Consider the following 25,037-nt stretch of genomic DNA (forward strand, 5'->3'; position numbering starts at 1 on the left):
ATTACCACACGCAGCGCCATCATGTAGTGAAAGTCTCAAATAAATCCATCAGCAACAGTGACAATCATGGGCGGGCAACCTAGGATCAGATATATCCTTCAAAATTGGTAGGGAAAGCATCCAATCAGCTGACGGGGGCGCTTTTCACTATCCACGAGGCGGGCGGACATCCTGGCCGCGTCACCGCTCGGCGCACGGACCGAAAGCCTCATCTCGGTGAACGACACGCCGTGCGCTCAAGTGATCCAGCGCTCACTGCCGGCATCTCCCAGAACGGAGACCTCATGCACGTCAGGGTTCTCGGGGCACTGCACGTCCAGCAAGACGGAGCGGACATCACCCCGACCGCCCACAAGCCAAGACAGGTCCTGTCCTTACTCCTTCTCAACGCGAACCGCGTCGTGCCCAACTCGGGCCTCATGGAAGAACTCTGGGACGACAATCCACCACGCAGTGCCGTGACGACACTGCAGACGTACATCATGCAGCTGCGCAAGAGCATGGCCCGCGCGATGAACGTCACCACCGCCGCCGTCGCCAAGGAGACTCTGATCACGATGACGGGGGGATACATGTTGCGCATGCCGTCCGACCAGATCGACCTGCATCAATACGAGTCCCTTGACGTGCAGGGCCGTGAGGCGTTGGACAACAACGAGAACCGCAGGGCCGCGCACCTGTTCGACCGGGCCATGCGGCTGTGGCACGGGTCGGCCCTGGTCGACGTGCTGCCCGGGCCGTTGCTGCAACGTGAGATCGTGCGCATGGAGGAATTACGGTTCAACACCCTGGAGAAACGGATTGAGGCGAACCTGAGGCTCAACCGGCACAGCGAGATGCTCAGTGAGCTGCGGGCGTTGTGCATGAAACATCAGTTGCACGAGTCGCTCCAGGCACAGTACATGATCAGTCTGCACCACTGTGGCCGCCGAGACGAGGCATTGGCGACGTTCCGCACGCTGCGCTGGGCACTGACCAAGGAACTGGGACTGGAACCCTCGCTGAAGCTCCAGCGGCTGCACCGGGCCATCCTCTCCGACGATCCCATCCTGCAGGGCACTCCCTCCTTCTCGGGACTGCGACTGCGCGCTCGGGGGGCTTGACCGCGCGACCGGAGCCGATGGCGAGGCCGGGCGAAACGGGCCTCGCCGTCGGCAGGAACATCGGCGGGAACGCCCGCGGGAACGCCTACGGGAACGTCCGCGGGAACGTCCGCGGGAACACGGTCAGGATCGCCGTACGGTCGCCAGCCAGCCGGGCACGTCGACCCGCCGAAGCGGATCGCCCGGGTCAAGGCACGTGAACGGGGCGGCCCGGATCTGCTCGACCCTCCAGCCATCGTGGAAGGCCGCGCGGTAGTCCGCCTCACCGGCTCCCGCCGGGAATCCCGGTGCGGGTGTGTCCGAGAGCGACAGGACGTGCGCCACCGCCCCCGGCCTGGAGACCCGGCGCAGCACGTCGGCGTAGCGGCCGCGGGTCTCGGTGTCGAAGAGGTGGAACAGACCGGTGTCGACCACGGTGCCGAACTCACCGTCGTGTCCGTCGAGCTCCAGCGCGTCGCCCAGCTCGAACCGGGCCACGACCCCGCGCGCCGCCGCCTTGCCGCGCGCCTCCTCCACGGCCGACGGCGAGCTGTCGACTCCGAGCACGTCGTAACCGAGCGAGGCCAGGAAGATCGTGTGCTCACCCGTACCGCAGCCCGCGTCCAGCACCGGCCCCCTGATAGACCCGGCGCGTTCGAGCTCCGTCACGACGCGCTGCGGACGCCCCACGTCCCACGGCGCGGACGCCCGCTGTCCACGGGCACGATAGGCCGCTTCGAAGGGATTCCCCTCGGCCATTCCCGACCTCCTCTTCGCTGAGCGTTCCCCGGCACCACCGGGCCGTCCTCGGCGAGCACGGTTGGGAGCCCGCCGCCTCCCAACCATGCCCCGCCCCGGTCGAGCGGACCTCGAGGCGGACCTGATCTCACCGGCCGTCCGAGCCGGATTCATCCGCGTTCCAGTCGCCTTCAAGTCGAACGCGAGTTCCGGGCGGCACCTTGTCGACGGACCGGCGAACGCCGGAGCCGCCGAACCCACACGGGAGCCATATAACGATGTTGACCCGACGCAACCTGCTCCGGCTCGGCGTCGTCGCGGGCGGCGCGGCCCTGATCCCCGCCGCCGCGTCGATCCGATCGCTCGGCGTCCGCGCCGAAGAGACCGGTCACGTCCTGGGACACGGCGCGACGGCCGGTCACGCCATGGGACACGGCAGCGGTACGGCGGTCGCCGCCCGCCTCAACGCACCGGCCGTCGCCCCCTTCTCGGTCCCCCTGCCCCTGCCCGCGACACTGGCGCCGACGAGCGTCCTGCCGGACGCCGACGTGTACGCCCTGACCACCCAGCAGGCGACCGCCGCGCTGCTGCCCGGTCTGCCGGCCCCGGTGCTCACCTACGGCGGCACCTTCGTCGGACCCACGATCCGCGCCAAGGTCGGCCGAAAAGTGATCATCACGCACACCAACGCGCTGACCGAGGAAACGGCGGTGCACCTGCACGGCGCCCACGTCGCGGCCGCCCACGACGGCTTCCCGACGGACGTGATCCCGCCCGGGCAGTCCCGGACCTACGAGTATCCGAACCAGCAGCTCAGCGCGACGCTGTGGTACCACGACCACGCGCACCACCGGGAGGCCGAGCACGTCTACCGCGGCCTGCACGGTTTCTATCTGCTGGAGGACCCCGCGGAACGGCGGCTCAGGCTGCCCCGCGGCGGATACGACATCCCGATCATGCTGACCGACGCGCGGTTCGCCGAGGACGGCTCACTGGTCTTCGTCCCGGACGACTCCGGCAACCGGACGACCCTGCTGGCCAACGGCAGGCCCGCCCCCTACCTGGAGGTCGCCCGCAGGAAGTACCGGCTGCGGCTGCTCAACGCCAGCAACATGCGCGTCTACCAGCTCGAACTCGGCCAGAACCAGCAGATGGTGCAGATCGCCGGGGACGGCGGCCTGCTGCCCGCCCCCGTGCCGACCACCGGCATCCCGCTGACCCCCGGTGAGCGGGCGGAGATCGTGGTCGACTTCTCCTCGTATCCGCAGGGCACCCAGCTCGTCCTCAACGACACGCTCAGCGGGCTTCCCGTCCTGCGCTTCGACGTGGGGCAGACGGCGCCGGACCACAGCGCCGTCCCGTCGGTGCTCCGTCCCGAGACCACGCTCCCGGCCGCGACGAACGTCCGCGACGTGGAGTTCGCCTACGACTTCGCCCTCGGCTGGTTCACCATCAACGGCAAACTCTTCGACCCGAACCGGGTGGACGCCACGATCCAGCACGGCACCACCGAGATCTGGCGGATAACCAACTCGACGGTGCCCATCGGCGTACCGCACAACCTGCACGTGCACCTCGTGCAGTTCAGGGTGCTCGACCGCGACGGGGTGGCGGTCGGCCCGGCCGAGAGGGGACTGAAGGACACCGTGTCGGTGGCCCCCGGCGAGACCGTCAGGGTCCAGGCCACGTTCACCGGCCACCTCGGCAAGTACGTCTTCCACTGCCACGCCCTCGACCACTCCAGCATGGGCATGATGGCCGTCTTCGAGGTCGTCCCCTGAGCGGCGCCCCCGGCCGACCACGTGGCCCGGCCGCCGGCCGGCCGGGCCACGACCTGTTCCGCGCCCGGCCGCCGGACCAGGCGACGCTCCGTGCGGACGCTCCCGTGCGGACGCCCCCGTGCGAACGCTCCGTGCGAACGCTCCCGTACGGACGGGACTCACCCGTCCTGCCGGAACACGGCGCGACGCCGGATCCTGCCCGCGGGCTTCGCGTCCCGGAGCAGGGCCAGGAGCTCCGCCAGGGTCGGCTCGTCGAACCCGGCCAGCTTCAGGAAATCGGTGAGCGTGACGTCGATCAGCCGTTCCCTGGAGCCGGTGCCGTACATCCTCATGACCGCGCCGAACAGCGCGGCGGGCGGCAGCACCGGCCACTCGCCGAGGATCCGGTCGAACCCGGCGTCGTCGAGGACAGGGCCGTGGGCCGCCCGCAGCAGGCTGGAGAGTCTCCGCATCTGCATGTCCCCGCGACCCGCGTAGACGGTCGCGAGCGGGCCCGCCAGATAGCCGTGCCGGTGCAGCATCTGGGCCAGGTCGCGGTCCTGTGAGCGCGTCTCCAGCTCCGCGCACACCGCCTCGACCAGCCACAGCCGGGCGGGCGGTTCGGCGGCCGCCTCCACCAGATCGGCCGTCGTCATCCGCCGGACCTCCTCGGCGAGCCTGCCGTCGCCCAGGCGGTGGGCGAGGGTCAGCGTCACCGCCGCCTCCGCGGCCGGTCTGCCGAGCATGGCCTCGATCAGGGAGTCGTGCAGGCCTCCGGCCGCGTCCTCGATCACTTCCAGGTGCTCCGGTCCGAGCGTACGTCCGCAGGACACGGTCAGCAGGACCCGGAAGACCTCCTCGCCGAGGCCGGGCACCGGCTGCTCCTCGGCGAGCATCCGGCGTTCCTTGATGACGGCCAGCAGCGCGGCGCGCTCCTCCCCGGACCGCTCCCGGGCCGTCGTCACGAACGCCAGCGCGGCCAGGTTCCGTTCGAGGTCGGCGGCGTCCCCCCGGTCCATGGCGTCGGCGCAGGCGACGAGCAGGTCAGGCGCGGAGGTGTCCGGCGGCCGGAGATCCGTGCCGAACCGGTCAAACACCCCGGCCGTCTCGGGGAAGTCGGACGGCCGGAACGTGAGCCGCCCGGTCGCCCCGGCGAGATGCGCGACGAGGTGGCCCCCGTACCCGTGCCCGTGCCCGTGCTCGGCCAGCAGCCGCGCGTACGTGTCGGCGTCGTGCTCCCCGGCGTCGGACACGAGCGGCGCCCTGCCCCAGACGACCAGGTTCGCACCGGAGGGGGCGTACTTGGAGAACGACAGGCGGATCCGGTGCGCAGCCGTACTGCTCGCCCAGGTGGCCGCGGAAAGGCTGCCCCTGAGCCCGTACGGCAGAAGCGCGGCGACGGTGTCCAGGAAGCGAAGCCGTTCGAGCAGTGGCAGGTTCTCCGCCCCCTCGACGCAGACCGGCCGCCGGGTGAACAGGAGCGCGGCGGTGCCCATCGCCTCGTAGGTGACCCGCGCCGCGAGTTCCTCCGGGTCGATGATCGGCAGGTCGACCACGAGCGGGCCGTCGGCGGGCGGCGTGAGTCCCTCGAACGCGTGGAACAGGGCCTCGTACGAGACGGGGTGCTCGGCGAGCCGGGCATAGGGAACGCAGAAGTAGCGGGTGACCGCGATGCGCCGGCCCACCCGGTCCTGCCGGTCGGACCACTCCTGGACGGCGAGCCCCACGTGGGCGAGGTCGTCGCGGCCGAACCAGCTGATCGTCACCTCGGGAAGGGTGTTCGGCGTGCCGGCGCTGAACCGGTCCATGATCGCGGTGACGGTTTCGGGGGTGAGCACCCCTCCGCTGCACGACTGGACCGTGTAGTCCCGGTCCTCGGGTTTCTTACCCCAGACCGCCCACTCCGCGGTCATCCGTGCCCTGGTTCCGCGCAACGGCGTCTCCCTCAGTCCCGCGACCCGGACGACAGCCGCCGCCCGAGCCAGAGCAGCGGCTCCATGATGTTGATCGGGCGGACGGCCCCGCGGATCCGGAAGCCCGAGACTCCGCTCTCGGGTAACAGGTTCTCGGAGTCGTCGTCGTCGTAGACGCCCCGCCCGGGATCGACGTGGAAACCTATGGCCGATGTCACGAAGTATTTGATCCGGTCCGGGTGGAAGTAGCGTTCGAACGCGCTCGCCACCATTTTTCCGCTGCCGTCGACCGAGACCTCGCACAGTGTCCGGAACAGCTCGGCCGCGTCCTCGTCGTCCACCCGGGGAAATCGGAGAGGGTCCTCCGGATCGATCGTCAGCAGGCGCAGCCTCAAGGCCGTCTCGAGGATCCTGCGGTCGTCGAACTTGGCGACGCAGACCGCCACGTGGTGCGGGAGCACGCCGTCCGAGAACCTTCCGGCGGAGAGCATGCGCTGACAGAGCTGGATCAGCACACCGTGCAGATGGTCGAACGCGTCCCCCTCCTCGGCCTCCCGGATCGGGTCGAACAGGTAGACGATCCCCCGGCTGCGCGCCAGCACGTCCACGAGTTCCTCTCGGCTGCGGTACGCGGAACGACCGCTGGAGTAGACCTCACCCGACGGGTCGAGGAGATCGAGCCCGATGGCGACCTGGCGCCTGGCCGGACGCCTGAACAGACGTCCTCTCCGCCCGTCCTCCTCACTCAGCAGAAACCAGCGGTAGCGCTCCATTCCCACGGTGGCCTGCGGAAACCTCCGCTGAGCCGCCAGCGTCTCCGTCATCCTGACGAGAAAGTCCGTGGAGGCCGCGTCGGCTCCGATGACGCTCCACATGCTCTGCCGCTGCATCGCCGCGATGTTGAGCGCGGCCAGGAAGGTGGTCTTGCCGCTGCCGGGCGCGCCCCACATCGCGATGTTGTGCTCTCCTGACATCGCCTCACTCCGTCGCCATCAGGGGAAAGGGCACCCGCTGCGCGGCGGGAGGTATGAGCTCCAGCGCCCGCACGAGCGCGGGAACGTCCAACGTGTCGAGGTCCGTGAGCATCGCCTCGCCCAGGCGGTGCCAGACGGGCTCGACCTGATCCGCCGGGCGGTCGCGGATCGCGGCGAAGACGACGCCGGGACACGCGCGCAGTGCCTCGGCCCAGTCTCGCCGGTGCGGACAGGGCAGCCTCCCGCCGAGGCCGGCACGTGGCGGGTGCGCCGGCCGGTCCCCGATCGTGAGCAGTGCCGTGGCGGCCTCCGGTGCCCCACCGATCCGGCGCGCCACCTCGTGGAGCACGCATTCGAGCTGTGCCGCCACCGGGTAGCCCACGGCGAGCGGACCGCGCTCCCGGAGCCACCGTACGGTCTCCAGCGCCCGGCCGGTGGGGACCATCCAGCCGCCGACGTCGACCAAGGCCTCGGGGACGGCCCGCTCGAACGAGTGCGGGCCGTAGGAGATCACCGACACGACGATCGGATCCGTGCGCTCCGCCGCCGCCCGGATCACCCGCTCCAGCCGGGACAACCGCTCCGAGACCCGTTCTCCGGTGCCGCTGACCTCGACGGCGCAGATGAGATGGGAGGGGGTGGTGGAGGAGACCAGGCGGTCCGGGATCGCGCTCACCAGGGAGTTCCAGGGGCGGTGGTCGCGCCGGAGTTCGGCGGGCAGACCGGCGAAGCGGACGCGTCCCGGACGTCTCAGCTCCGCGGTCAGCTCGTAACGGCCGGGTGTGAGCCTGGCGGACTCGACCGACATCAGGTGGAAGCGCCGGTCGGACGCGGCGACCACCGCGAAGACGGTGCCGTGCGGTTCCTCCGCCCCGCAGCGGATCACGAGGTCGACGAGGTCTCCGCGCCTCGCGCCCACCGGGAACAGCGGCAGGCCGGAGAGCAGGGGACGCCCGGACACGGTCCTCCGCAGGACGACGAGATCGTACGGCCGGGTGAGCGGCTCGTCGGCGATCACCCGCTGGAGGATCTCGCCGATCCTCGCCCCCCGGGAGGCGATGACCGGCACGGACGGATAGGCGCCGCGCAGCAGTTCGAGCGCCTGGACGGCGTGCCGGTCGTCCGGCGCGTCGCAGACGAGCACCGCGGAGGCGTCCCGCTGGATCCCCGCGGCTCGTACGACGACCTGTCCGGGAGGAAAGGGACCTTCGAACAGCTCGCTCCAGGAAAGGACGGGCCGGCGGACGCCTCCGGGCGCCCCGGTGGGTTCGCGGTGGACCTCCCAGGAGGAAAGTCCCCCGGCTCCGAGGCCGACAATTGTCAGCCGCTGTGATTCGGTGGTTTTTCCGACGGCGTCGGCGAGCAACTTGAGCAGCAGATCATTGTCGGGTTCGACCACCTGCGGCTCCTAGCTGGGTGTCGTGAGCGCTCACGGCGTCCGGCACCTTGACCATATCGCTGCGACATCGCCGCGGCGCGTCCCCACGTTACGGGTTCGCGGCCGTCCCGTTCCGGACGGTCGGATCACTTGAATACAACGATTTCATCGCCTCCGAGAGAGGCTGGACTACGCTATGGGCACAGTGGCGCCATCCGCTCGAAAGGGAAGTGATGAGGAAACTTCTGATCACCCTTTCCGGTGCCAGGCCCGAAATCGTCGGCAGGTGCCCGACCGAGTCGGGAAAGTTCGAGGGCCTCGGCGGTGCGATCCTCACCACCGGCCTGCTCGCCTCCGTCTCGATGTGGTTCGCCCTGTCCTCCACGCTGGGGATCTCCCCGCTCATCGCGGTTCCCACCGCGCTGACCTGGGGATTGGCGATCATGAGCCTGGACCGGTGGCTGGTGGCCTCGATGCCCACCGAGGGCCGTCGCCGCTGGTCGCTCGCGGTGCCCCGGATGGTTCTCGCGCTGTTCCTCGGAGTGGTGATCTCCACTCCCCTGGTGCTGCAGATCTTCCGCTCCGAGATCGACGCGCAGATCACGGAGATTCACCGGGAACGCGCCGATGTATTTGTCAGGGATCTGACCAACAGTGCCGTCGGACAGCAGGTGGCCTCGCTGAGAACGACCGTCACCACACTCCAGAACATCATCGGCTCCAACGGCGACACGGCGATCGACCCCGCCGGCGATCCGCTCATAAAGTCATTGACCCAAGAGCGCGAACAGCAGCGGCCCCTGGTCGACAGGTACTACACCGAATGGCAGTGCCAACTCTATGGAGGTCCCAAATGTCCTAAGAAGGGCAGTGGCCCCCTGGCCAGGGCCGCCGAAAAATCCTACAGAGAGGCCGCAAAACGCTTCGAAGCCCTTAACACCCAAATCGATAAACGCAAGCAGGATCTCGTCGCCAACGATGATTCGTCCAAGAAGGCCCGGCTCGAACAGGCCGTCAGGGAGCTTCCCCAAGCCCAGGAGCAGCTGAACGCGGCGGTCCGCCGTCAGACCGCGCTGCAGGAGGCCTTCGACACGGAGAACCTCGCGGACAACGGCCTGCTGATCAGGCTGAGGGCGCTCGGCATGGTCTCCGGCAGAGAGGCTTCGCTCAACACCGCGCGGATTCTGCTGTTCCTGTTCTTCCTCCTCATCGAGTGCCTGCCCATCACGGTCAAGCTCATGCAGCGGCCGGGCAACTACGAGAGGATCCTCGCGCTCGCCGAGCAGCACGAGTACCGGATGGCCAGGGAGACCTACAGCGGCCTCCGGGCGTCCCCGGGTCCGGCCGCCACGCTCTGGGAGATCTGGCGGCGGGAACCACTCTCCGCCTCGCCGAGCACGGTGTTCGTCTCCCAGCCGGCGGAGCTCCGCACCGGGCCCGTCACGGCGGCGGCGGACGACGAGGACGCCGCTCCGCTGGAGGACAGCGCGCTCCGCTCGCTGATCGACGTCAGGACCGAGCGCCCCGGCACGTTCGAGCTGTTCCCCGACGACGACGACTTCTGATCTCAGGATCGCGTGGCAGGATCCAGTCGCCGGCTGAGCCACAGCAGCGGTTCGACCACGTTGATCGGGCGGACCTGACCGCGGATCCGCACATCTCGCCCTTTGTCGTCGGGGATGAGATTCTGCGGGTCGTCCATGTTGAAGGTGCCGGTGACCGGATCCAGGTAGAAGCCGATGGCCGAGGTGACGAAGAACCTGATCCGATCGGGCCGGAAGTACTGGCGCAGAAGAGGGAGGATCATATCCGCGGTGCCGCTGGCGGAGACGGCGCACAGCTGCTGGAACAGCTCCCCCGCCTCCTCGGAGCGCACCCGCGGAAACCCGTGCGGATCGTCCTCGTCGACCGAGACGAGCCCCAGCTCCACCGCCGTCCTCAGCACCCGGAGCTCGTCGAACTTGGTGACGCAGACCGCGACGTGATGCGGGAGCGGTCCGTCCGCCGATCTCTCCCAGTCCATCCTCGCACTGACCCGCAGGAGCATGTCCCGCAGGGAGTCGAAGGCGTCCCCCACCTCGAATTCCCGGACGGGGTCGAAGAGATACACGACGCCCCTGCTCCGGACGAGGTTCTCGATCATCTGCTCCCGGCCGGGACCGTGGGTCTCCGCCGGGAGGAAGAGCTCTCCCGGGGGGTCGTAGACGTTCAGGCCCATCCGGTACGAACGGAGCGTCGTCCGCCTGTTCAGGAACCCGCTCCGCACCTCCGACTGCCCCACCAGGATCCAGCGGAAGCTCTCCAGCGAGAGGGTGGTCGGCGGGAAGTGCCGCCGGGTCGTGAGCATGGCCGTGGTGTCGATGAGCCGGTCCGTCGACGGGATGTCCGCGCCGATCACCTTCAGCGAGCTGTTCGAACGGCTCGTGGCGATGCTGAGCGCGCCGAGGAACGTGGTCTTGCCGCTGCCGGGCGGACCCCACATCGTGATCCACGGCTCATGGGAGGACTCGTCCGCGCTCGACTCCCCCGATCCGTCCTCGCCCAGCAGGAGACGGTCGAACGCGCCGAGCGCCGCGTCCGGTGAGAGCCGGAGCCCGGGGTTCTGATGGAGCAGCCGCTCAAGCAGGGGCCCCAGGCGGTCCGCGAGCCGCGGCGGCCGCATGGTGCGGCGCCTCCCGCCCCTCGGTCCGGAGCCGAAGGGGCTCCCGTCCTCCACCGCCTCGTAGAGGGTGACGCCCACGGCCCAGAGATCCGACGTGACGGACACGGACTCGCCGTCCAGGAGCTCGGGAGACAGGTGGCCGGCCGGCTCCGACGGCACCCGGACGTTGATCACGCGTGTCTCGAACCCGGTCAGTGTGACGTCGTCGCCGTCGAGGAGAACGTCCTCGGCGGTGGGAAGACCGTGCACGAGACCGGCCTCCCGGCAGTCGATCAGGGCCGCCACGAGCTGCCCGCCGATTCGGGCGACCGTCTCCCACGGCAGCGGGCCGTGCTCGGCGAGCCTGCGCGCCAGGGGTTCCCCCTCGTGCCTCTCCATGACGAGCCAGAGCCTGCCGTCGCTCTCGACGAGCTCAAGGTAACGCGCGAGCGCCGGATGCCGGGTCCGCCGTGACCTCTCGACGAGTTCTGTCAGCCGTCGCCTGAGGGCGGCGAAGTCCGCCTCGCCCTGTCCGGGCGGACTCTTGATCTGCTTGATCACGACCTCGCCGGACGTTCCGTCCACCGCCCGCCAGGTCCGTACGGCGTCGCTCTCGTCGAGAACCCGCACCAGGGTGTATCCGTCGGCCGGCGAGTACCCGGCGCCCACCGTGGCGCGGACGGTCGTGCCCCGGGCCTCGGCCGGGTTCCGCGGCACGGCGCGTGAAAGCGCCGTCCGGGTGATCATTCGCATCGCGGCCGAGCTGACCAGGGCGAACGGCCTGCTCGCCGGTGCCGCCGCCTCCTCGTCGCCGTCGAAGGACATGACCAGGGCCCGGAAGGCGTCCGCCCCGCGCCCCGCCCGCTGCTCGATCTCGCGGGAGATCTGCTTCAGCAGTTCGGCGGTGTGCCAGGCCCTCGAACGCGGAAGCGCGCTCAGCAGCGCCTCCCGGGCCCCGGGAAGGAACTCGTACACGCCGAGTTCGCTGTTCCTGGGCGACAGCAGGCCGCTGAGCAGTACCTCGGCGAGGTGGCCGGGCTGGGAGGCGGGCAGCACCCGTCTCTGGATCAGCCGCATGATCGGCAGAGCCGGGAAGGAGACCGCCGCGTGCGCGGCCAGCAGTACCGCCTCCCGCGACGCGGAGGACTGGAACCTGCGGACCCGTGACTCGACGGACAGCCGCCGCTCCCTGTCGACGGGTTCGTGGGAGGGCGTCTCCGTGCCGAGGTAGGCGACCGCCGCCGTCCGTGCCCCGCCCACTCCGCCGACCACCCGCGCCCACTCCGCGAACCACCCGTGGGAGCATTCGAGCACCGGGACCGGCACATCGGAGGGACCCGGTCCGGGGTCGTCGTCGAACGGGACGAACCTGAGTTCCGGATTGGGGGCGCAGGGCCGGGATCCGTACAGCGTGCCGAGGGTGGTGGGCGCCGCCGTACGGCTCCAGAGCCGCTCGGCCAGCGGTTGCACGACGGCCAGCGGCCCGTGCGCGGCCAGCCGGACGAGAGCACGCTGCGCCCGGCCCCGCCACCAGTGCGGCCCGGAACAGTCGCTCAGGACGAGGGCGACCTGACGACCGGTGGCGTCGATCAGCGTCGACGCGCCCCGGCGCGAGCCGCCCGGCGCGGCGGTCGTCACCCCGTCCCCGTCCAGACGCGCGATCCGGACGTTGCGGAACGCGCCGGTCCTGGCGAGCGTTTCGTGCAGTTCCCTGCCGAGGGGCCGCCACATCCTCATCGAGGGACCGGAGTCGACGATCAGCAACAGGTTCAGCCATCGTTCCGTCGCCGGGACCATGACCGGCAGCCACGGGCTGTCCCGGTCGGCGGTGCGGGCGATGCGGTCGGCCGTGGCGTTCTCGTCGAGAACCCGGCGCCGGCTCGACTCGACGCGGCGTTTCAACGGCCGTAACGCGCGCTGGACTTCCAGCGTCTCGGTCAGCATGGGCGCCGTCGGAACGAGCACCTCCCGGACGAGCGCGTCCGGATCGGGCTCGCTCTCCTCGTCGGGGAGGTGCACCCCGTACCGGTGCGCGTCGGCCGGCGCCGGTGGGGGGAACGTCAGGTCGGCCGGCTGCTCGTCCTGGGAGACACCGGTGTCTTCGTCGGCGAAGGGGACGGGATCCGGAGACGGCCCAGCGGGCGCCTCGCGCACGGCGGGCTCCCCGCCGATGTGCGCCGCCAGCCAGAGCATCTCGGCCAGTTCGAGCGTGCTGGGCGGCGGCCCTATCGCACCGAGTACCGAACGCAGCCTCTCAACGCTCATCGGGGCGGGCCTGCCCGGACAGGTACGGCATGACCTTCTCCGCCAGGTCCATGAGATCCACCGTCGCGTCCCTGGCGGCGTGGTGGCACAGGTACACGGCGTTGAGGAGCTGGTCGGTCGCGAGCTCCCCCACCGTCCGCCGGTCGAAGAAGCGGTTCACGAGGTCGCGGACGAGAGCCGACCTCTCCTCGGTGAGGGTGTCGAGGTGTTCGCGAACGATCGCGGCGAGCTCCTGTTCGTCCGCCGGCTGGCGCAGCTCCAGGGTGACGCAGCGACGCAGGAACGCCGGTGGGAACTCACGCTCGCCGTTGCTGGTCATGATGACCAGCGGGAACGCGCGGCATCTGACGATCCCCTCCCTGACCGGCACCCGCGGCCCGCCGTCGGCGGTCAGCACCTCGGCGTCCGGATCCTCCCGCCGGGAGAGCTCGGCGATCTCGAACTCCCCCTTCTCGAAAATGGTCAACAGGTCGTTGGGCAGGTCGAGGTCGCTCTTGTCGATCTCGTCGATCAGCAGCACCCTCGGCCGCCCGTAGGGCAGCAGCGCCGTTCCGAGAGGCCCGAGACGCAGGTAGCGGCCGATGTCGTCACCGGTGGGCGTCGTCCTGCGCTCGTCGTAGAGGCGGGTGAGCGGGTCGTACTCATACAGCCCGTCCCTGAGCGTCACCCTGCTCGTGATCGGCCAGTGCAGCACGGGGCCGAGCTTCAGCTCGTAGGCCACCGCCGCCGCCAGCGTCGACTTGCCACTGCCGGGCGGACCGGTCACCAGCAACGGCCTCCGCAGGTACAGCGCCGCGTTGACCTGCTCGACGGCGGCGGCCGTGGACCGGTAGGCCTTGGCCTGGTGCAGGTTCCAGGGCTTCCCCTCGGGGGTCCTCAGCGGCGGCCCTCCGGTGAACTCCCGCCACTTCGGCGGCGGGGGCAGCTCGCCGATCCTGTCGTGCTGGACGCGTGTCCCCTCGAATATCTTCCAGTTCGGCATGTCAGGTGGCTTCCATCCCTAGTGGAGGGTCGGGGGTGCGAGCCGGGTCGTCCCAGAAAAGGGTCAGCTCCCTGCCGTACTGGTGTGTCACACCCTTGATGGGGTGCCGCGCGTCGTTGCGCAGCTTCTTGACCTTCTTCGGCAGCGCGTTGGGGTGGGCGTCCTCGACGTACCTGGTGAGGTTGCGCAGCGTCCGCTCGCAGGCCTCGTGGGTCGCCCTCTCGCACTGGGCGCGTGGCCAGAACATCACCGGCATGCCGACGCTCAGCGCCTCCTTGAGGTGGTCGCCCGAGGGCCGCGCCGAATAGGCGAGCGCCCCGACGTCCTCCTCGGCGATCCACTCGCGGTACTCCGGCAGCGTGTAGGGGAGGTCGCAGTCGACGGGTCGCGGCGCCGTCTCCCCCCGCGCGCGCAGCGACTCCCAGCGTTCCAGCGCGAAGCCGGTGCGGAACGACCACGGATCCAGGCGCTTGACGTCCCGGATCACCACGGGGAAGGACCGCAGCTCGATCCCGTCCTCCCGGTCCAGCAGCCAGGTCTCGAACGGAAGATGGAAGAACCGCATCGGCAGCGCGAACTCGAACATCAGGTCCCGCCGCCGGGTGATCCTGCACACCTCGGGCAGGAGCTCCTCGACCTTCTCCCGGAACGTCTCCTCGTCCTCGATGGCGACCGGTCCCCGCCGGACGGCCGGTTCGCCGTCCACGAGGGACTCGATCGTCAGCTCGGTCCTGTCCCGCCTGCGGTCCACCCTGACGATCACGGAGGCGGGCGGCGCGCTCTCGCCGCGGGGCAGGTGCTCGGGCATCCACCGCCGCATCCAGTCGGCGAGACGCCGCCGGTCGGCCCCGTCCACGTGACGCACCAGCAACGTCATGAAGTGGGCGATCGCCTCGTCCCGCATGAGCTGCTCGCCGACGTAGCTGACCGCCTCCCACAGCGAGGAGAACGACCGCTCGCTCTGCAGGAACGGGAAGGCGCTCTCCACCAGGGCGTCCGCCTTCGGTGCGCTGCGGATTCCCGCCAGCAGCCGCCGCAGCTCGCGCCTGCTCTCCCGCTCCAGCCAGCCGAAGGGGATGTGGTCGTCCAGCTCCTGCCAGTATCGCCGGATGCTGCTGAGCGGCAGCATCCGGCCGCTCAGCCCGTTGAGCCTGCGGTCGGTGTCCGACAGCATGCCCACGACCAGGTCGGAGTCGAGCAGGTAGACGGCCGCCCCGCTGAAGCCCCGGCGAATGGCCTCCAGGTGGGCGGCGTCGACGTCGAGCTGCCACCACTCCTCTTCCTGCAGGCCCATGTCGCGCCGCGAGTTCAGGGTGACGATGGATCCCACGTTCTCCTTGTCGTGCGGAAATCCGAAGGCGCCCAGTTCCACCCTGCCGTGGTGCAGGGCGTTCAGGTCGGCGAAGCGGGCGGGCCGTACTCCGGTCCTGCGTTCCAGGCGCAGGACCGCCACGTCTCCGGGGTCGTCGACCTGGGCCCAGTGCGCACAGGGCACGACCTCGGCGCCGATCTTCTCGCCGCCGATCACGGCGGTGGCCCGGGCGTGCCCGCTCACGACGTGGGCGCAGGTCAGCACGTGCGAATCGTCGACGAGTATGCCGGAGCCCACATCACCGGAGGCGTCAACGCGTACTCGCCACCCCCAGTCCCGTGTCACTCGCCCGGCACCGCCGCATCGCCCCGCGCCCACCTCAGTTTCACCACGAGATGGCCCTCCGCCGCGGCCTTGGCCATGACCACCCCCACCTCGGCGTTCAACTTCAGGCCGAACTCGATGGCGACCTCGTCGGGCCTCAGCGTGTCGTCCCGGAACACCTTCAGCGCGGAGGCGGCGGCGTCGCGGAAGCTCTCGAGCGACTCCTCGAACCTGTTCTTGACGTCGGAGACGATCTCTCCCGGCCGCCGGACGACGGAGGCGTAGCCCGCCTGTTCCTCATCGGCCTCGACGACGATCGTTCCACTTTCGGTCTTCCAGCGCAGAAGTTCACTCAATGTCGGTCTCCCGCCCGCAGACCCGGAATCCGGGACCATTCATTTCCGATGTGAAATCGCCCCGATGAACGAAACTGTAACAAGCCCTCCCCTGGGGAATCACACCTTCGGAAAAATGGCAGAACATTCTCAGGGGGTGCAGACCCCTCGGCACGGGCACGGGCCCCCGGAGCGCTCCATGACGGGCAGGGCCGGGCGGGACCAGGCCGGTACGGCGCCGCGGCCCCGCCACCGGACCACCGGCGGACGGCCACCCCCGGATCCGGGTCCAGGTCCGGCTCCGAGTCCGGCCCACCGGGCACCCGCGCCTCCACGGGACCACGTCCCTCCCCAAGGCACCGTGGCCGGGGGGAACCGCCGGATGAGATTACTCTCAATGTAGTATGGGCTACACATAGTGGCTGTTGTTCTGCGTGCCACCACATGTAAGACTCGTTCCCGGTCAGGGCTTGGACGATCTCCCCGCTTCTGACCAGGTGGTGGATGGATGTTTTCGGAGGTTTGCTGTGGCGTTTTCTGGAAGGATCCTGCGTTTCGACGACGTTCGCGGCTACGGATTCATCGTGCCCGACAAGGGCGGCGGCCCGGATATCTTCGTCCACACCAATGAGCTCCTCGATGACAAGGCCGCCTTCACGGCCGGCACCCCCGTCGAGTACGAGGTCATGGAGGGCGACCGCGGGCTCAAGGCGTTCAACGTCCGCGTAGCCGGGGAGAGGCCCCGCTCGCCCGAACCCCTCCAGCGTCCGGCCGCGGCCGAGGGGTCGCACGACGACGAGGAGATGTGCGACGTCCTGCACTCCGTCGAGCTCAGCCAGGAGCTCACCGAGCTGTTCCTCAAGAGCGTTCCCGACCTGACGGGAGCCCAGATCGTCCGGCTGCGCGAGAGCCTCCTGGGCCTCTCCCGCAGACACGGCTGGCTGATCGACTAGGACCGCCCTCTCACGTGACCGGCGGGCGGCCGTGCCCGCCGGCGCCGTGGGTCTCCCGGCCGCTCCGGCGTCGCCGCAGCATGACCTCGGCCACCAGGAGGTTGGGGACCCAGCACAGGAACGGGACGATCAGGTAGGCGCGGTCGAAGGCGGCGTCCTCGTCGAGGCCGGCGACCACCTCGTGGAGCGGGACGAGGAGGACGAGCCAGAGCCTGAGCATCACCGCGGCGTAGGTCAGTGCGAAGGCCCTGACGGCCCAGCGGCGGTGCGAGGCGACGTCGCCCCGCCTGATCGCCCGGTAGGCCGCGACGGCGAAGCCGATCCACAGCGCGCCCAGCGTCCCGAATCCGGCGGTCCCCACCGCCCCGGCCAGGTTCATCGGCGCCAGCACCAGGCCGGCGCTCCCGGCCAGCACCATGCAGCCCATCGCGACGCGGCCGCAGACCCGGTGGACCCGCGGGGCACGCGCGCGCAGCCGCGCCGCGAACTGCGCCGGCGACAGCAGCAACGCCAGGCCGCCACAGCCGATGTGAACGTAGAAGGCGACCTGCGCCCACGAGGGCCGCGGCACGTAGTTGGCCGCGATCTGGTCGTGCCCCTCGGCGAGGCCCCGTAACGAGTCGGTGAGGTACGGCAGAGGGGCGAGCACCGCGATCGCGACCGCGCTCAGCGCGATCCACCACCATCCGACGGCGCCGCGTCGCCTCGAAGCACGCCGGACCCGTTCGTCGATCATCACCATGAGCACGCCTTCCGCGGTCGATCGGTCGTGCCACAAGCTAGGTTCGCGGCGGTACGGCGGTCGCCCCTCGCCCGAGTGGAATCCGCCTCCCTCATTTGGGGGAGGACCAGGGAGAACGCGGGCCGGGGTGTTGACCTCCGGGCCCGGGGCGGGTGCAGGATGAGGCATGCGCATCCCCCCGCCGGGCGAGGCCGACGGGCTCCGCCGTACCCGACCGGCCCGCGGCGACGCCTGGCTGGCCGGCGGACTGACGGTCATGTCCGTCGTCGCGAGCCTGCTGGCCTCCGCCGGGCCGCCCTACCGGGACATCGACCCGCTCGGGTTCGCCGTCGCCACCGCCTCGGTGCTGTGCCTGCTCTGGCGGCAGGTCGCCCCGGTCACGGTGGCGATCGTCACGTCGGCGGCCCTGATCGTCAACGCGGCGGCCGGATACACCGTCACCGTCGTGCAGTGGCCCGCGTGGATCGCGCTCTTCACGTGCTTCTCGCTGTACGGGGACTGGACGCGGCGGCTGACGGGGGCGCTGGCCGCCGGACTGGCGGTCGTCGGCTACGTCACGCTGGACCGCGCGCCGGTGGGGGCGCTCGAACTGCTGGGAATCACGATGTGCTTCCTGATCTCGACGATCGGCGGCGACGCCGCCCGGAGCCGGCGCGCGTACGCCGCGGCCGCCGAGGCCCGCGCCCTGGGCGAGGCGCGGGAGCGGGCCATGCGCACCGAGCGGATCCTCATCGAGGAGCGGACCAGGCTGGCCCGTGAGCTGCACGACGCCCTGGGGCACGCGGTCAACGTGATGGTCATGCAGGCCGGGGTCGGGCGCCGGGTCTTCGCCGAGAACCCGGCCTTCGGCCACGAGGCGCTGGGGCACATCGAGACGCTCGGCCGGGGCGCGCTCGACGAGCTGGACCGCCTGCTCCGCGTCCTCCATCCGACCGTGGACGGCGCCGCGGGCGCGGCCTCCGCCCCGGCGACGACCGATCCGGCCGGCCTGGCCGACCTGGCCGCCCCGGTGAACCCGGTGAACCCTGCGGACCCGGCGGACCCGGCGGACCCGGCGGACCCGGCGGACCCCGTGGACCTGACCGGGCTGGCCGGCCGCGTGCACGCCGCCGGTCGCGAGCTGGAGCTGAACACCGGCGAGGTGGACCTGGCCCCGAGCACGGCGCGGGCGCTGTACCGGATCATCCAGGAGGCCGTCACCAACGCGCTGCGCCACACGACGAGCGGCCGGATCCGGGTGAACCTGGCACAGGCCGGGGACGAGGTGCGCGTCGAGGTGACCAACGAGGGGCGCGGCTTTCCGGCTCCGGTGCCCGGCCGCGGCCTGGTCAACATGAGGGAGCGGGCCCGGCTCGAAGGCGGGGACCTGGAGGCGGGACCGGTGGCGGAGGGCTTCAGCGTACGGGCGACCCTGCCCGGCCGGGTACGGACGGCGCGGTCGTGATCAAGGTGTTCCTCGCCGACGACGACGCGCTGGTCAGGGGCGGGCTGCGGGCCCTCCTCCAGGCCGAGCCCGACATCGGCGTGGTCGGTGAGGCGGCCAACGGGCGCGACGCCGTACACGGGGTCAGGACGAGCGCGCCGGACGTCGTCCTGATGGACGTCCGGATGCCGGGCCACGACGGCGTCCAGGCCACCCGCGAGATCACGTCGTGGCCGCCGCCCCGGCCGCGGGTGCTCGTGCTCACCACGTTCGACCTCGACGAGGTCGTCGACGACGCCATCGCCGCGGGCGCCGACGGTTTCCTCCTCAAACGGGCCACCCCGGAACAGGTCGTCGCCGGCATCCGCACCGTCGCGGCGGGCGACGCGCTCCTCGCGCCGTCGGTGACCCGCCGTCTGCTGGAGGCGCTCGCCACCCGGCGCGGCCCCGGCGATCCGGCGGCCGTCCTCGCGGCGCGGCTCACCGAACGCGAGGGCGACGTACTGCGCGCGCTCGCCGAGGGCATGTCCAACACCGAGATCGCGCGCTCGATGCACGTGTCCCTGGAGACCGTGAAGACCCACATCAAGCATGTCCTGGGCAAACTGGAGGTCCGCGACCGGACCCAGGCCGTCGTCTGGGCCTACCGGACGGGATTCGTCGACAGGCGGTGAGCCACCCACACCGACCTGCGCGTATTCGGCGGGTCGGCCGCTCGCCGCGGCTCGCGGGAGTTATCGTGTCTCCGGACGGGCTGCGAAGTACGATCGATCAATGACCGAAATGACCGAAACTTCGCCCAGTTGGCTCTCTCCCGAAGAGCTGGAGTCGACGCGTGCCCGGATGCCCATCCTCTACGTCGACGCCGTGCCGGTACGGGTCGACGACGCGGGAGTGGTCACGCACGTCGGCCTGCTGCTGCGCATCGGATCCGACGGAACCGTCAGCCGTGCCCTCGTCTCCGGCCGCGTGCTTCACCAGGAGCGTGTCCGCGACGCGCTCATGCGGCACCTGGAGAAGGACCTCGGCCCGGTGGCGTTGCCCCGTATCCCGGCGTCTCCCCAGCCGTTCACCATCGCCGAGTACTTCCCGACGCCGGGCGTCACGCCGTACCACGACCCCCGCCAGCACGCGGTATCCCTCGCCTACGTCGTTCCCGTCGCCGGTGACTGCCGTCCCCGGCAGGACGCCCTCGACCTCGTCTGGTTCACGCCGCAGGAGGCCGCGTCGCCGCTGGTGCAGCAGGAGATGTCCGGCGGGCACGGGGTCCTGCTGAGGCAGGCCCTCGCGCACGTGGGCTGTCTCCCCTGACCGTTCCGGCTCCCCTCCCGGTGAGGCGGATCCGGTGAGTCCGGATCGCCTCTTGGCAAGAGACATCACTTAGGGCAATCATGTAGTTGCTTTACGTGAAACCGGGAGGTGTGACACTCTGAACGAGAGACGGTCGACATCGATGGCGGCTGGTACGGCCATGCCCGCCGAGTTGGTAGAGGCAGGAGCACCCAGGCCGAGCCACGAGCTCCGGGTGCCCGCGGAGCTGGTCGCGACGGCCGAGCACGGGCTGGCCGCGGGCGGCAGACCCCGCAAACGCGTGCTGATCATCGGGGGCGGGATGGCCGGACTGGTCGCCGCCTACGAGCTGATGCGTCAGGGCCACGAGCCCGTCGTCCTGGAGGCCCAGCAGCGGGTCGGCGGACGCGTGCTCACCCTGCGCGACTTCGCACCCGGCCTGTACGCCGAGGCGGGAGCGATGCGGATCCCGCGCGTGCACGATCTCACGCTGGCCTACTGCCGGCGGTTCGGACTGTCCCTGCGCCCCTTCGTGATGGGCAATCCCAACACCCTGGCATACATCCAGGGCGTCCGGACCACGCTCAAGGAACTGAACGACAACCCGGGGGTCGTCGACTTCGGCCTGGCCGAGCACGAACGCGGCCGCACCTACGAGGACCTGTGGCGCAGCGCCACCCAGGAGATCCACGACCTGTACGCCCAGGAGGGCGAGAACGCGCTCGACCGCATCTGCGCCGAGTACGACCGCTACTCCATCCGCAGCTTCCTGCGGGAGCGCGGCTTCTCCGAGGGAGCCATCGAGCTCTACGGCGTCATGAGCTTCCGGGAGGCCAATCTCAACGCGGCGGTCATCGAGCAGTTCCGCGAGATCATCGGGCGGGCCTTCGAGGACATGCAGGAGATCGAGGGTGGTTCCGACCGGCTGCCCGACGCGTTCTACCGGGAGCTCAGGAACCACATCCGGTTCGGTCACGAGGTCACCGCCGTGGAGCAGGACGACCACTCGGTCACCCTGCACGTCAAGACGGGTTCGGGGAAGACGACGTTCACCGGCGACTACGCCATCTGCACGATCCCCTTCTCGGTGCTGCGCGACGTCGAGGTCAGGCCCGCCTTCTCCCGCCGCAAACAGCGCGCCATCCGCGAGCTGAACTACAACGCCTCAACCAAGATCCTCTTCCAGGTGCGGCGGCCGTTCTGGGAACGAACCGACGGCATCGTCGGCGGCACCACGGTCACCGACCTGCCGATCCGGCGCATCTGCTACCCCTCGCATCCCTCGCCCGACGACGACCGCTCGGTCCTGCTGGCCAGCTACACCTGGGGCCAGGACGCCCTGCGGTGGGGTGCGATGTCACCGCAGAAGCGGGTCGAGCAGGCACTCGAGGACGTCGCCAAGATCCACCCCGAGATCCACGACCACTTCGAGTTCGGCGTCACGCACGCCTGGTACGACGATCCCTACGCGGCGGGCGCCTTCGCCCTGTTCGAGCCGCACCAGCAGACCAGCCTGCACGACGCGATCATCGCACCGGAGGGGCGCGTGCACTTCGCCGGCGAACACTGCTCGCTGTGGCACGCCTGGATCGAGGGGGCGCTGGAGTCGGGGCTCAGCGCGGCGCGGGCCGTACACGAGGCCGGCTGACCGGCACCCGGCACACCGCGGGCGCCCACGGAGATCAACGCGCGCCGGAAATCAGCGCGCGCCGGAGATCAGTACGCGCCGGAGATCGACGCGCGGCGCCCGCCGGAAACCCTCGACCGGCCGGGCGGGCGTGCTCTGACGCCCACCGGCCGGTGTCAGGGCACATCCGGCCGGTGGGCGTCCAGGCACGCCTGACCGGCCGCCACGAGGATGACACCCGATGGACGGAGGGCGCCCGACGGGAGAAGAGCACCCGATGGGCGGAGGGCCTCCGATGGTCAGAGAACGTCCGATGGGAGGAGGGCACCCGATCGGCGGAGGGCATCCGATCGGCCGATGCCGGGACACGCCCGGCCAACGGGCGTCATGGATGTGTTCGGCCGCCGTAACGGTGTAACCGGGCCGCGGCCTCGGCCAGATCGGCGGCGGCCGTGGCGCAGGCGGCGAGGTGGGCGCCGACCGACTCGCTCAGCCACGGCGGCGCGGCCCCGTGGGCCTCCAGCCTGGCCTCGATCTCGCGCAGGCGTTCGGCGCACTCGGTGAGCGCGCGGGCGTCGGCCCGCAGGACCGCGGCGTGGGCGGCAAGCCTCTCGCGCACGACGGCCCCTCCAGGTGCGGCGGCTCCTCCGGGTGCGGCGATCCTTCCGGGCACGGCGGCTCCTCCAGGTACGGCGATCCTTCCGGGCACGGCGGTTCCCTCGGGCCCGGTGGTTCCCTCGGGCCCGGTGGTTCCCTCGGGTACGGCGGTTCCCTCGGGTACGGCGTTTTCCTCAGGCCCGGCGTTTTCCTCGGGTACGGCGGGCATCGGCGTCCTCCGGTCGTCAGGTGGTCGGCACCGGGACGCAGGCGTCCTGGAGCGTCTGGCGGGCGGCGGCCGACAGGCACAGCAGCGGGCGGGCCCCGTTGAGACCGAGGTCGCGGAGCCCGCGGGCCAGGGGATGGTCGGTCCGCCCGACGGTCAGCCGCATCAGCGGCACGGGATGCACCCGGCCCGAGCCCCGGGTCCGCACGCACGAACGCAGCGCCGTACCGTCGCCGCGCGCGTAGCCGACCAGGTCGCGGTCGCTCACGGGCAGCCCGGGACCGAGCGGCCCGCACAGGGTGAGGAGCCGGTCGTCGGGACCACCGGCCGCGACGCGCGCGACCCCGGCGGCGAGCTCGAACTCCAGGGGCACGAGGTACGGCTCGCCGCCCCACAACCGCCGGGCGACGGCGGAGAGGGTGCCGTCGTCAAGGCCGGAAGCGGGATCGGGATCGACCGCGGAAGCCGCCAGGAAGCTCCCCGAACGCCGCCGGTCGGCGCCGCGCAGCAGGTCGGGCCAGACGCGTAGCGATCCCGCCCGCCACGGATCGGGCACGACGATCCCGACGTGGACCTCACGGTAGCCGCCCATGCTGGTCCGCCGGTTCCAGGAGGCGTGCACGGCGACGAGGGCGCGCCCCCCGATCCGTACGGCGGGACCGAGCCCGGTCCCCGCCAGCAGGCGGGCCGCCGCGGCCGGGTCCGCGGCGAAGTAGGCGGTGAGGGCGCTGCCGCCTTGGCACCTGACCGGTAGCTCGACGGCTCCTCGCGGGGTGTCCACCGGATGGGTGGGCACGGTGAGGAAGGGAAAGCCCTCGGGACGGGGGACGCGGTCGAACAGCCGGTAGGCCTGCGAGCGCGCGACCGGCCCCAGGTAGGGCGCGAGCCGTCCGTCGATCCGCTCGCGCGCCTCGGGCAGGTCGTCGGTGAGGTTGGCGATGTAGTGCTCAAGGCTGTGGCACAGCGGGAACAGGTGGGTCGAGTCGTAGTAGTCCACGGTGTACCAGTCGGGGTGCAGGTCGAAGCAGCCGCCCGCGCCCTGCCCGTCGAGGGTGGGGACGATGTCGTGCTGGTTGGTGACGCTGGCGACCCAGGTGCGCGGGTCGGCGGGAGTCTTGAAGTCGATGGGCGAACCGACGGCGACGGCGTGGGTGACGGTGTAGCGGGCACAGAACCCGGCGTCCTGCACGAGGTTCATGATGGCCGCGCCTCCGGCGCTGTGCCCGATGAGGGCCAGCTCGGCTCCCCGGGGCAGGCCGTAGTCGTCGACTGCCTTGGCCAGGGCCCGGCTGTAGGGGCTGCTGTCCAGGATGGCACTGCTGAAGGCGCCGAGCAGGTCCTGGGGCGAGTCGTTGTCGGGGCGCCCGGCCCGCATGCCGGGCACCTGGACGACGTGGCGCAGCACCCCGTCGGCCCCTTCGACGCTCTGGATGAGCATCCGCCCCGTCGTGCCGACCACGCTGACGTTGTGGAGGAAGCCGAGCAGCGACCCCCGCGTGCTCAGCCGCGCGGACTCGGCCGCGGCCAGATCGATGCGGCGCGCGGCCCCCTCCCCGACGTCGAGGACCGCCAGTGCCCTGTTGCTCACACCGGTGATCGGGTCGGCGCTGGCGTAGCCCTTTCCGGTGGCTATCAACCAGGCCGTGGCGTCGTTGAGGGGGTTCTCGTCCAGCAGGGCCCGCAGGGCGAGAACCTCGCCGAGGATCGGAGCGAGCGTGCTGAGCGTGCGCACCGCACCCCGGTCCCTGAGCAGGGCGCGCAGCGCGCGGACGGCCTCCAGGTCGCGGTCGGCGGCGGCCGCCTCGATGAGCCGGCCCAGCATGGCGTCGTCGGCCAGCTCCGGGTGGTCGATGGCGACGGCGGCGATGCGCAGCCGCAGCGAGGTGGCCAGAACGCGCACGGCCAGGCTCTCCGCACCCGCCACCGCGCCGAACTTGGCGGCCAGGGCGCCCAGCCTGCCGCCGGTGAAGGCGAATCCGAGCCCCCGGTCGTTCGTGACCGCGCGCAGCAGCGCGCGCTGGACCGGGTAGCCCGCCACCGGAGCACGCGGCAGGGCCCCGAGCACGGCGCCGTCGGTGAGCGCGGCCGTGGCGTGGGCGGCGGCCTCGTGGATCGTGACCCCGATGTCGACCAGCTCACGGGCCGCGGCACGCAACAACCTCGCATCCCGCTCACCCGGCCCGCCCAGCCCACCCACGACTCCGCCCACCGGACCGGACAGCCCGCCCACACCGCTACCCACCGAATCGGACCGTTCGCCCACACCGCCATCCACCGAACCGAGCCACCCGCCCACGACTCCGCCCGCCTGGCCGAACTGCCCGCCCACACCCTCATCCACCGGGTCGTGTCGACCGCCTACGGATCCGTTCACCGGATCGGACCGTTCGCCCACACCGCCATCCACCGAACCGAGCCACCCGCCCACGACTCCGCCCGCCTGGCCGAACTGCCCGCCCACACCCTCATCCACCG

20 protein-coding genes are annotated in these 25,037 nt (G+C 70.8%); 9 read left to right on the top strand and 11 right to left on the bottom strand.

Annotation, left to right across the window (positions count from 1 at the left end):
- Positions 1 to 284 precede the first annotated feature (284 nt).
- On the top strand, positions 285 to 1,103 hold the full coding sequence (locus tag AB0N02_RS26010; protein WP_363951411.1) for an AfsR/SARP family transcriptional regulator: 819 nt from the start codon (positions 285 to 287) through the stop codon (positions 1,101 to 1,103).
- A gap of 123 nt (positions 1,104 to 1,226) precedes the next feature.
- Here the strand turns inward: AB0N02_RS26010 and AB0N02_RS26015 are convergent, their stop codons facing one another.
- The gene (locus AB0N02_RS26015) at positions 1,227 to 1,841 is read right to left on the bottom strand and encodes a class I SAM-dependent methyltransferase (protein WP_363951414.1); all 615 of its coding nucleotides are present in this window, start codon (positions 1,839 to 1,841) and stop codon (positions 1,227 to 1,229) included.
- Positions 1,842 to 2,098: 257 nt separating this feature from the next.
- Between AB0N02_RS26015 and AB0N02_RS26020 the strand changes: the two genes are divergently transcribed.
- Positions 2,099 to 3,601, top strand: coding sequence for a multicopper oxidase family protein (locus AB0N02_RS26020; RefSeq protein WP_363951417.1), 1,503 nt, complete (start codon positions 2,099 to 2,101; stop codon positions 3,599 to 3,601).
- 158 nt (positions 3,602 to 3,759) lie between these two features.
- Here AB0N02_RS26020 and AB0N02_RS26025 read toward each other — a convergent pair whose 3' ends face one another.
- The 3 genes from AB0N02_RS26025 to AB0N02_RS26035 are packed head-to-tail and all read right to left on the bottom strand — an operon-like array spanning position 3,760 to position 7,866.
- A complete protein-coding gene (locus AB0N02_RS26025) occupies positions 3,760 to 5,514 on the bottom strand; it encodes a hypothetical protein (protein WP_363951420.1) in 1,755 nt (584 codons plus the stop codon).
- 11 nt (positions 5,515 to 5,525) lie between these two features.
- The gene (locus AB0N02_RS26030; RefSeq protein ID WP_363951422.1) at positions 5,526 to 6,467 is read right to left on the bottom strand and encodes a hypothetical protein; all 942 of its coding nucleotides are present in this window, start codon (positions 6,465 to 6,467) and stop codon (positions 5,526 to 5,528) included.
- Between the two features lie 4 nt (positions 6,468 to 6,471).
- Positions 6,472 to 7,866, bottom strand: a complete 1,395-nt coding sequence (locus AB0N02_RS26035; protein WP_363951425.1) for a hypothetical protein — start codon at positions 7,864 to 7,866, stop codon at positions 6,472 to 6,474.
- A 212-nt stretch (positions 7,867 to 8,078) separates the two neighbouring features.
- Here AB0N02_RS26035 and AB0N02_RS26040 point away from each other — a divergent pair, with 212 nt between their 5' ends.
- Positions 8,079 to 9,410 carry a DUF4407 domain-containing protein gene (locus AB0N02_RS26040; RefSeq protein ID WP_363951427.1) on the top strand — a complete coding sequence of 444 codons (1,332 nt, stop codon included), beginning with the start codon at positions 8,079 to 8,081 and terminating at the stop codon, positions 9,408 to 9,410.
- 2 nt (positions 9,411 to 9,412) lie between these two features.
- Here AB0N02_RS26040 and AB0N02_RS26045 read toward each other — a convergent pair whose 3' ends face one another.
- The 4 genes from AB0N02_RS26045 to AB0N02_RS26060 are packed head-to-tail and all read right to left on the bottom strand — an operon-like array spanning position 9,413 to position 15,725.
- A complete protein-coding gene (locus AB0N02_RS26045; protein WP_363951430.1) occupies positions 9,413 to 12,751 on the bottom strand; it encodes an SAV_2336 N-terminal domain-related protein in 3,339 nt (1,112 codons plus the stop codon).
- Positions 12,741 to 13,733 carry a MoxR family ATPase gene (locus AB0N02_RS26050; RefSeq protein WP_363951432.1) on the bottom strand — a complete coding sequence of 331 codons (993 nt, stop codon included), beginning with the start codon at positions 13,731 to 13,733 and terminating at the stop codon, positions 12,741 to 12,743. The genes AB0N02_RS26045 and AB0N02_RS26050 overlap by 11 nt, the downstream gene beginning before the upstream one ends.
- Position 13,734: 1 nt before the next feature.
- Entirely contained in the window at positions 13,735 to 15,423 is a 1,689-nt protein-coding gene (locus tag AB0N02_RS26055) for a trypsin-like peptidase domain-containing protein (RefSeq protein WP_363951435.1), read from the bottom strand.
- Entirely contained in the window at positions 15,387 to 15,725 is a 339-nt protein-coding gene (locus AB0N02_RS26060; RefSeq protein WP_363951438.1) for a CU044_2847 family protein, read from the bottom strand. Before AB0N02_RS26060 ends, AB0N02_RS26055 begins: the two co-directional genes overlap by 37 nt.
- Before the next feature lie 506 nt (positions 15,726 to 16,231).
- Between AB0N02_RS26060 and AB0N02_RS26065 the strand changes: the two genes are divergently transcribed.
- Positions 16,232 to 16,657 (top strand): cold shock domain-containing protein, encoded by a 426-nt coding sequence (locus AB0N02_RS26065; RefSeq protein ID WP_363951441.1) that lies wholly within the window; start codon positions 16,232 to 16,234, stop codon positions 16,655 to 16,657.
- Positions 16,658 to 16,667: 10 nt separating this feature from the next.
- On the opposite strand, the gene AB0N02_RS26070 is transcribed toward AB0N02_RS26065, so the two are convergent.
- Positions 16,668 to 17,399, bottom strand: a complete 732-nt coding sequence (locus AB0N02_RS26070) for a DUF2306 domain-containing protein (protein ID WP_363951444.1) — start codon at positions 17,397 to 17,399, stop codon at positions 16,668 to 16,670.
- A gap of 166 nt (positions 17,400 to 17,565) precedes the next feature.
- Between AB0N02_RS26070 and AB0N02_RS26075 the strand changes: the two genes are divergently transcribed.
- From AB0N02_RS26075 to AB0N02_RS26090, 4 genes are all read left to right on the top strand, one after another.
- The gene (locus AB0N02_RS26075; RefSeq protein ID WP_363951447.1) at positions 17,566 to 18,843 is read left to right on the top strand and encodes a histidine kinase; all 1,278 of its coding nucleotides are present in this window, start codon (positions 17,566 to 17,568) and stop codon (positions 18,841 to 18,843) included.
- A complete protein-coding gene (locus AB0N02_RS26080; RefSeq protein ID WP_363951450.1) occupies positions 18,840 to 19,496 on the top strand; it encodes a response regulator transcription factor in 657 nt (218 codons plus the stop codon). The genes AB0N02_RS26075 and AB0N02_RS26080 overlap by 4 nt, the downstream gene beginning before the upstream one ends.
- Positions 19,497 to 19,596: 100 nt before the next feature.
- A complete protein-coding gene (locus AB0N02_RS26085) occupies positions 19,597 to 20,133 on the top strand; it encodes an NUDIX hydrolase family protein (protein WP_363951453.1) in 537 nt (178 codons plus the stop codon).
- A 142-nt stretch (positions 20,134 to 20,275) separates the two neighbouring features.
- Positions 20,276 to 21,760: a flavin monoamine oxidase family protein gene (locus tag AB0N02_RS26090; protein ID WP_363951455.1), complete on the top strand. Its 1,485-nt coding sequence runs from the start codon at positions 20,276 to 20,278 to the stop codon at positions 21,758 to 21,760.
- Positions 21,761 to 22,124: 364 nt separating this feature from the next.
- On the opposite strand, the gene AB0N02_RS26095 is transcribed toward AB0N02_RS26090, so the two are convergent.
- Positions 22,125 to 22,358, bottom strand: a complete 234-nt coding sequence (locus AB0N02_RS26095; RefSeq protein ID WP_363951458.1) for a hypothetical protein — start codon at positions 22,356 to 22,358, stop codon at positions 22,125 to 22,127.
- Between the two features lie 223 nt (positions 22,359 to 22,581).
- Positions 22,582 to 24,720, bottom strand: a complete 2,139-nt coding sequence (locus tag AB0N02_RS26100) for a hypothetical protein (RefSeq protein WP_363951460.1) — start codon at positions 24,718 to 24,720, stop codon at positions 22,582 to 22,584.
- Between AB0N02_RS26100 and AB0N02_RS26105 the strand changes: the two genes are divergently transcribed.
- The coding region (locus tag AB0N02_RS26105) for a hypothetical protein (protein ID WP_363951463.1) at positions 24,670 to 25,037 on the top strand (368 nt) is incomplete at its 3' end. The genes AB0N02_RS26100 and AB0N02_RS26105 overlap by 51 nt on opposite strands.

Origin of the sequence: Streptosporangium sp. NPDC051022 (genome assembly GCF_040683035.1) — a bacterium.
Taxonomy (GTDB): Bacteria; Actinomycetota; Actinomycetes; order Streptosporangiales; family Streptosporangiaceae; genus Streptosporangium.

What these genes read in the sequence shown, in the direction of transcription:
- AB0N02_RS26010 (WP_363951411.1), top strand. Translation starts at nt 285, where the DNA reads ATGCACGTCAGGGTTCTCGGGGCACTGCACGTCCAGCAAGACGGAGCG.
- AB0N02_RS26045 (WP_363951430.1), bottom strand. Translation starts at nt 12,751, where the DNA reads ATGAGCGTTGAGAGGCTGCGTTCGGTACTCGGTGCGATAGGGCCGCCG.
- AB0N02_RS26050 (WP_363951432.1), bottom strand. Translation starts at nt 13,733, where the DNA reads ATGCCGAACTGGAAGATATTCGAGGGGACACGCGTCCAGCACGACAGG.
- AB0N02_RS26030 (WP_363951422.1), bottom strand. Translation starts at nt 6,467, where the DNA reads ATGTCAGGAGAGCACAACATCGCGATGTGGGGCGCGCCCGGCAGCGGC.
- AB0N02_RS26075 (WP_363951447.1), top strand. Translation starts at nt 17,566, where the DNA reads ATGCGCATCCCCCCGCCGGGCGAGGCCGACGGGCTCCGCCGTACCCGA.
- AB0N02_RS26020 (WP_363951417.1), top strand. Translation starts at nt 2,099, where the DNA reads ATGTTGACCCGACGCAACCTGCTCCGGCTCGGCGTCGTCGCGGGCGGC.
- AB0N02_RS26085 (WP_363951453.1), top strand. Translation starts at nt 19,597, where the DNA reads ATGACCGAAATGACCGAAACTTCGCCCAGTTGGCTCTCTCCCGAAGAG.
- AB0N02_RS26015 (WP_363951414.1), bottom strand. Translation starts at nt 1,841, where the DNA reads ATGGCCGAGGGGAATCCCTTCGAAGCGGCCTATCGTGCCCGTGGACAG.
- AB0N02_RS26090 (WP_363951455.1), top strand. Translation starts at nt 20,276, where the DNA reads ATGGCGGCTGGTACGGCCATGCCCGCCGAGTTGGTAGAGGCAGGAGCA.
- AB0N02_RS26040 (WP_363951427.1), top strand. Translation starts at nt 8,079, where the DNA reads ATGAGGAAACTTCTGATCACCCTTTCCGGTGCCAGGCCCGAAATCGTC.
- AB0N02_RS26070 (WP_363951444.1), bottom strand. Translation starts at nt 17,399, where the DNA reads ATGGTGATGATCGACGAACGGGTCCGGCGTGCTTCGAGGCGACGCGGC.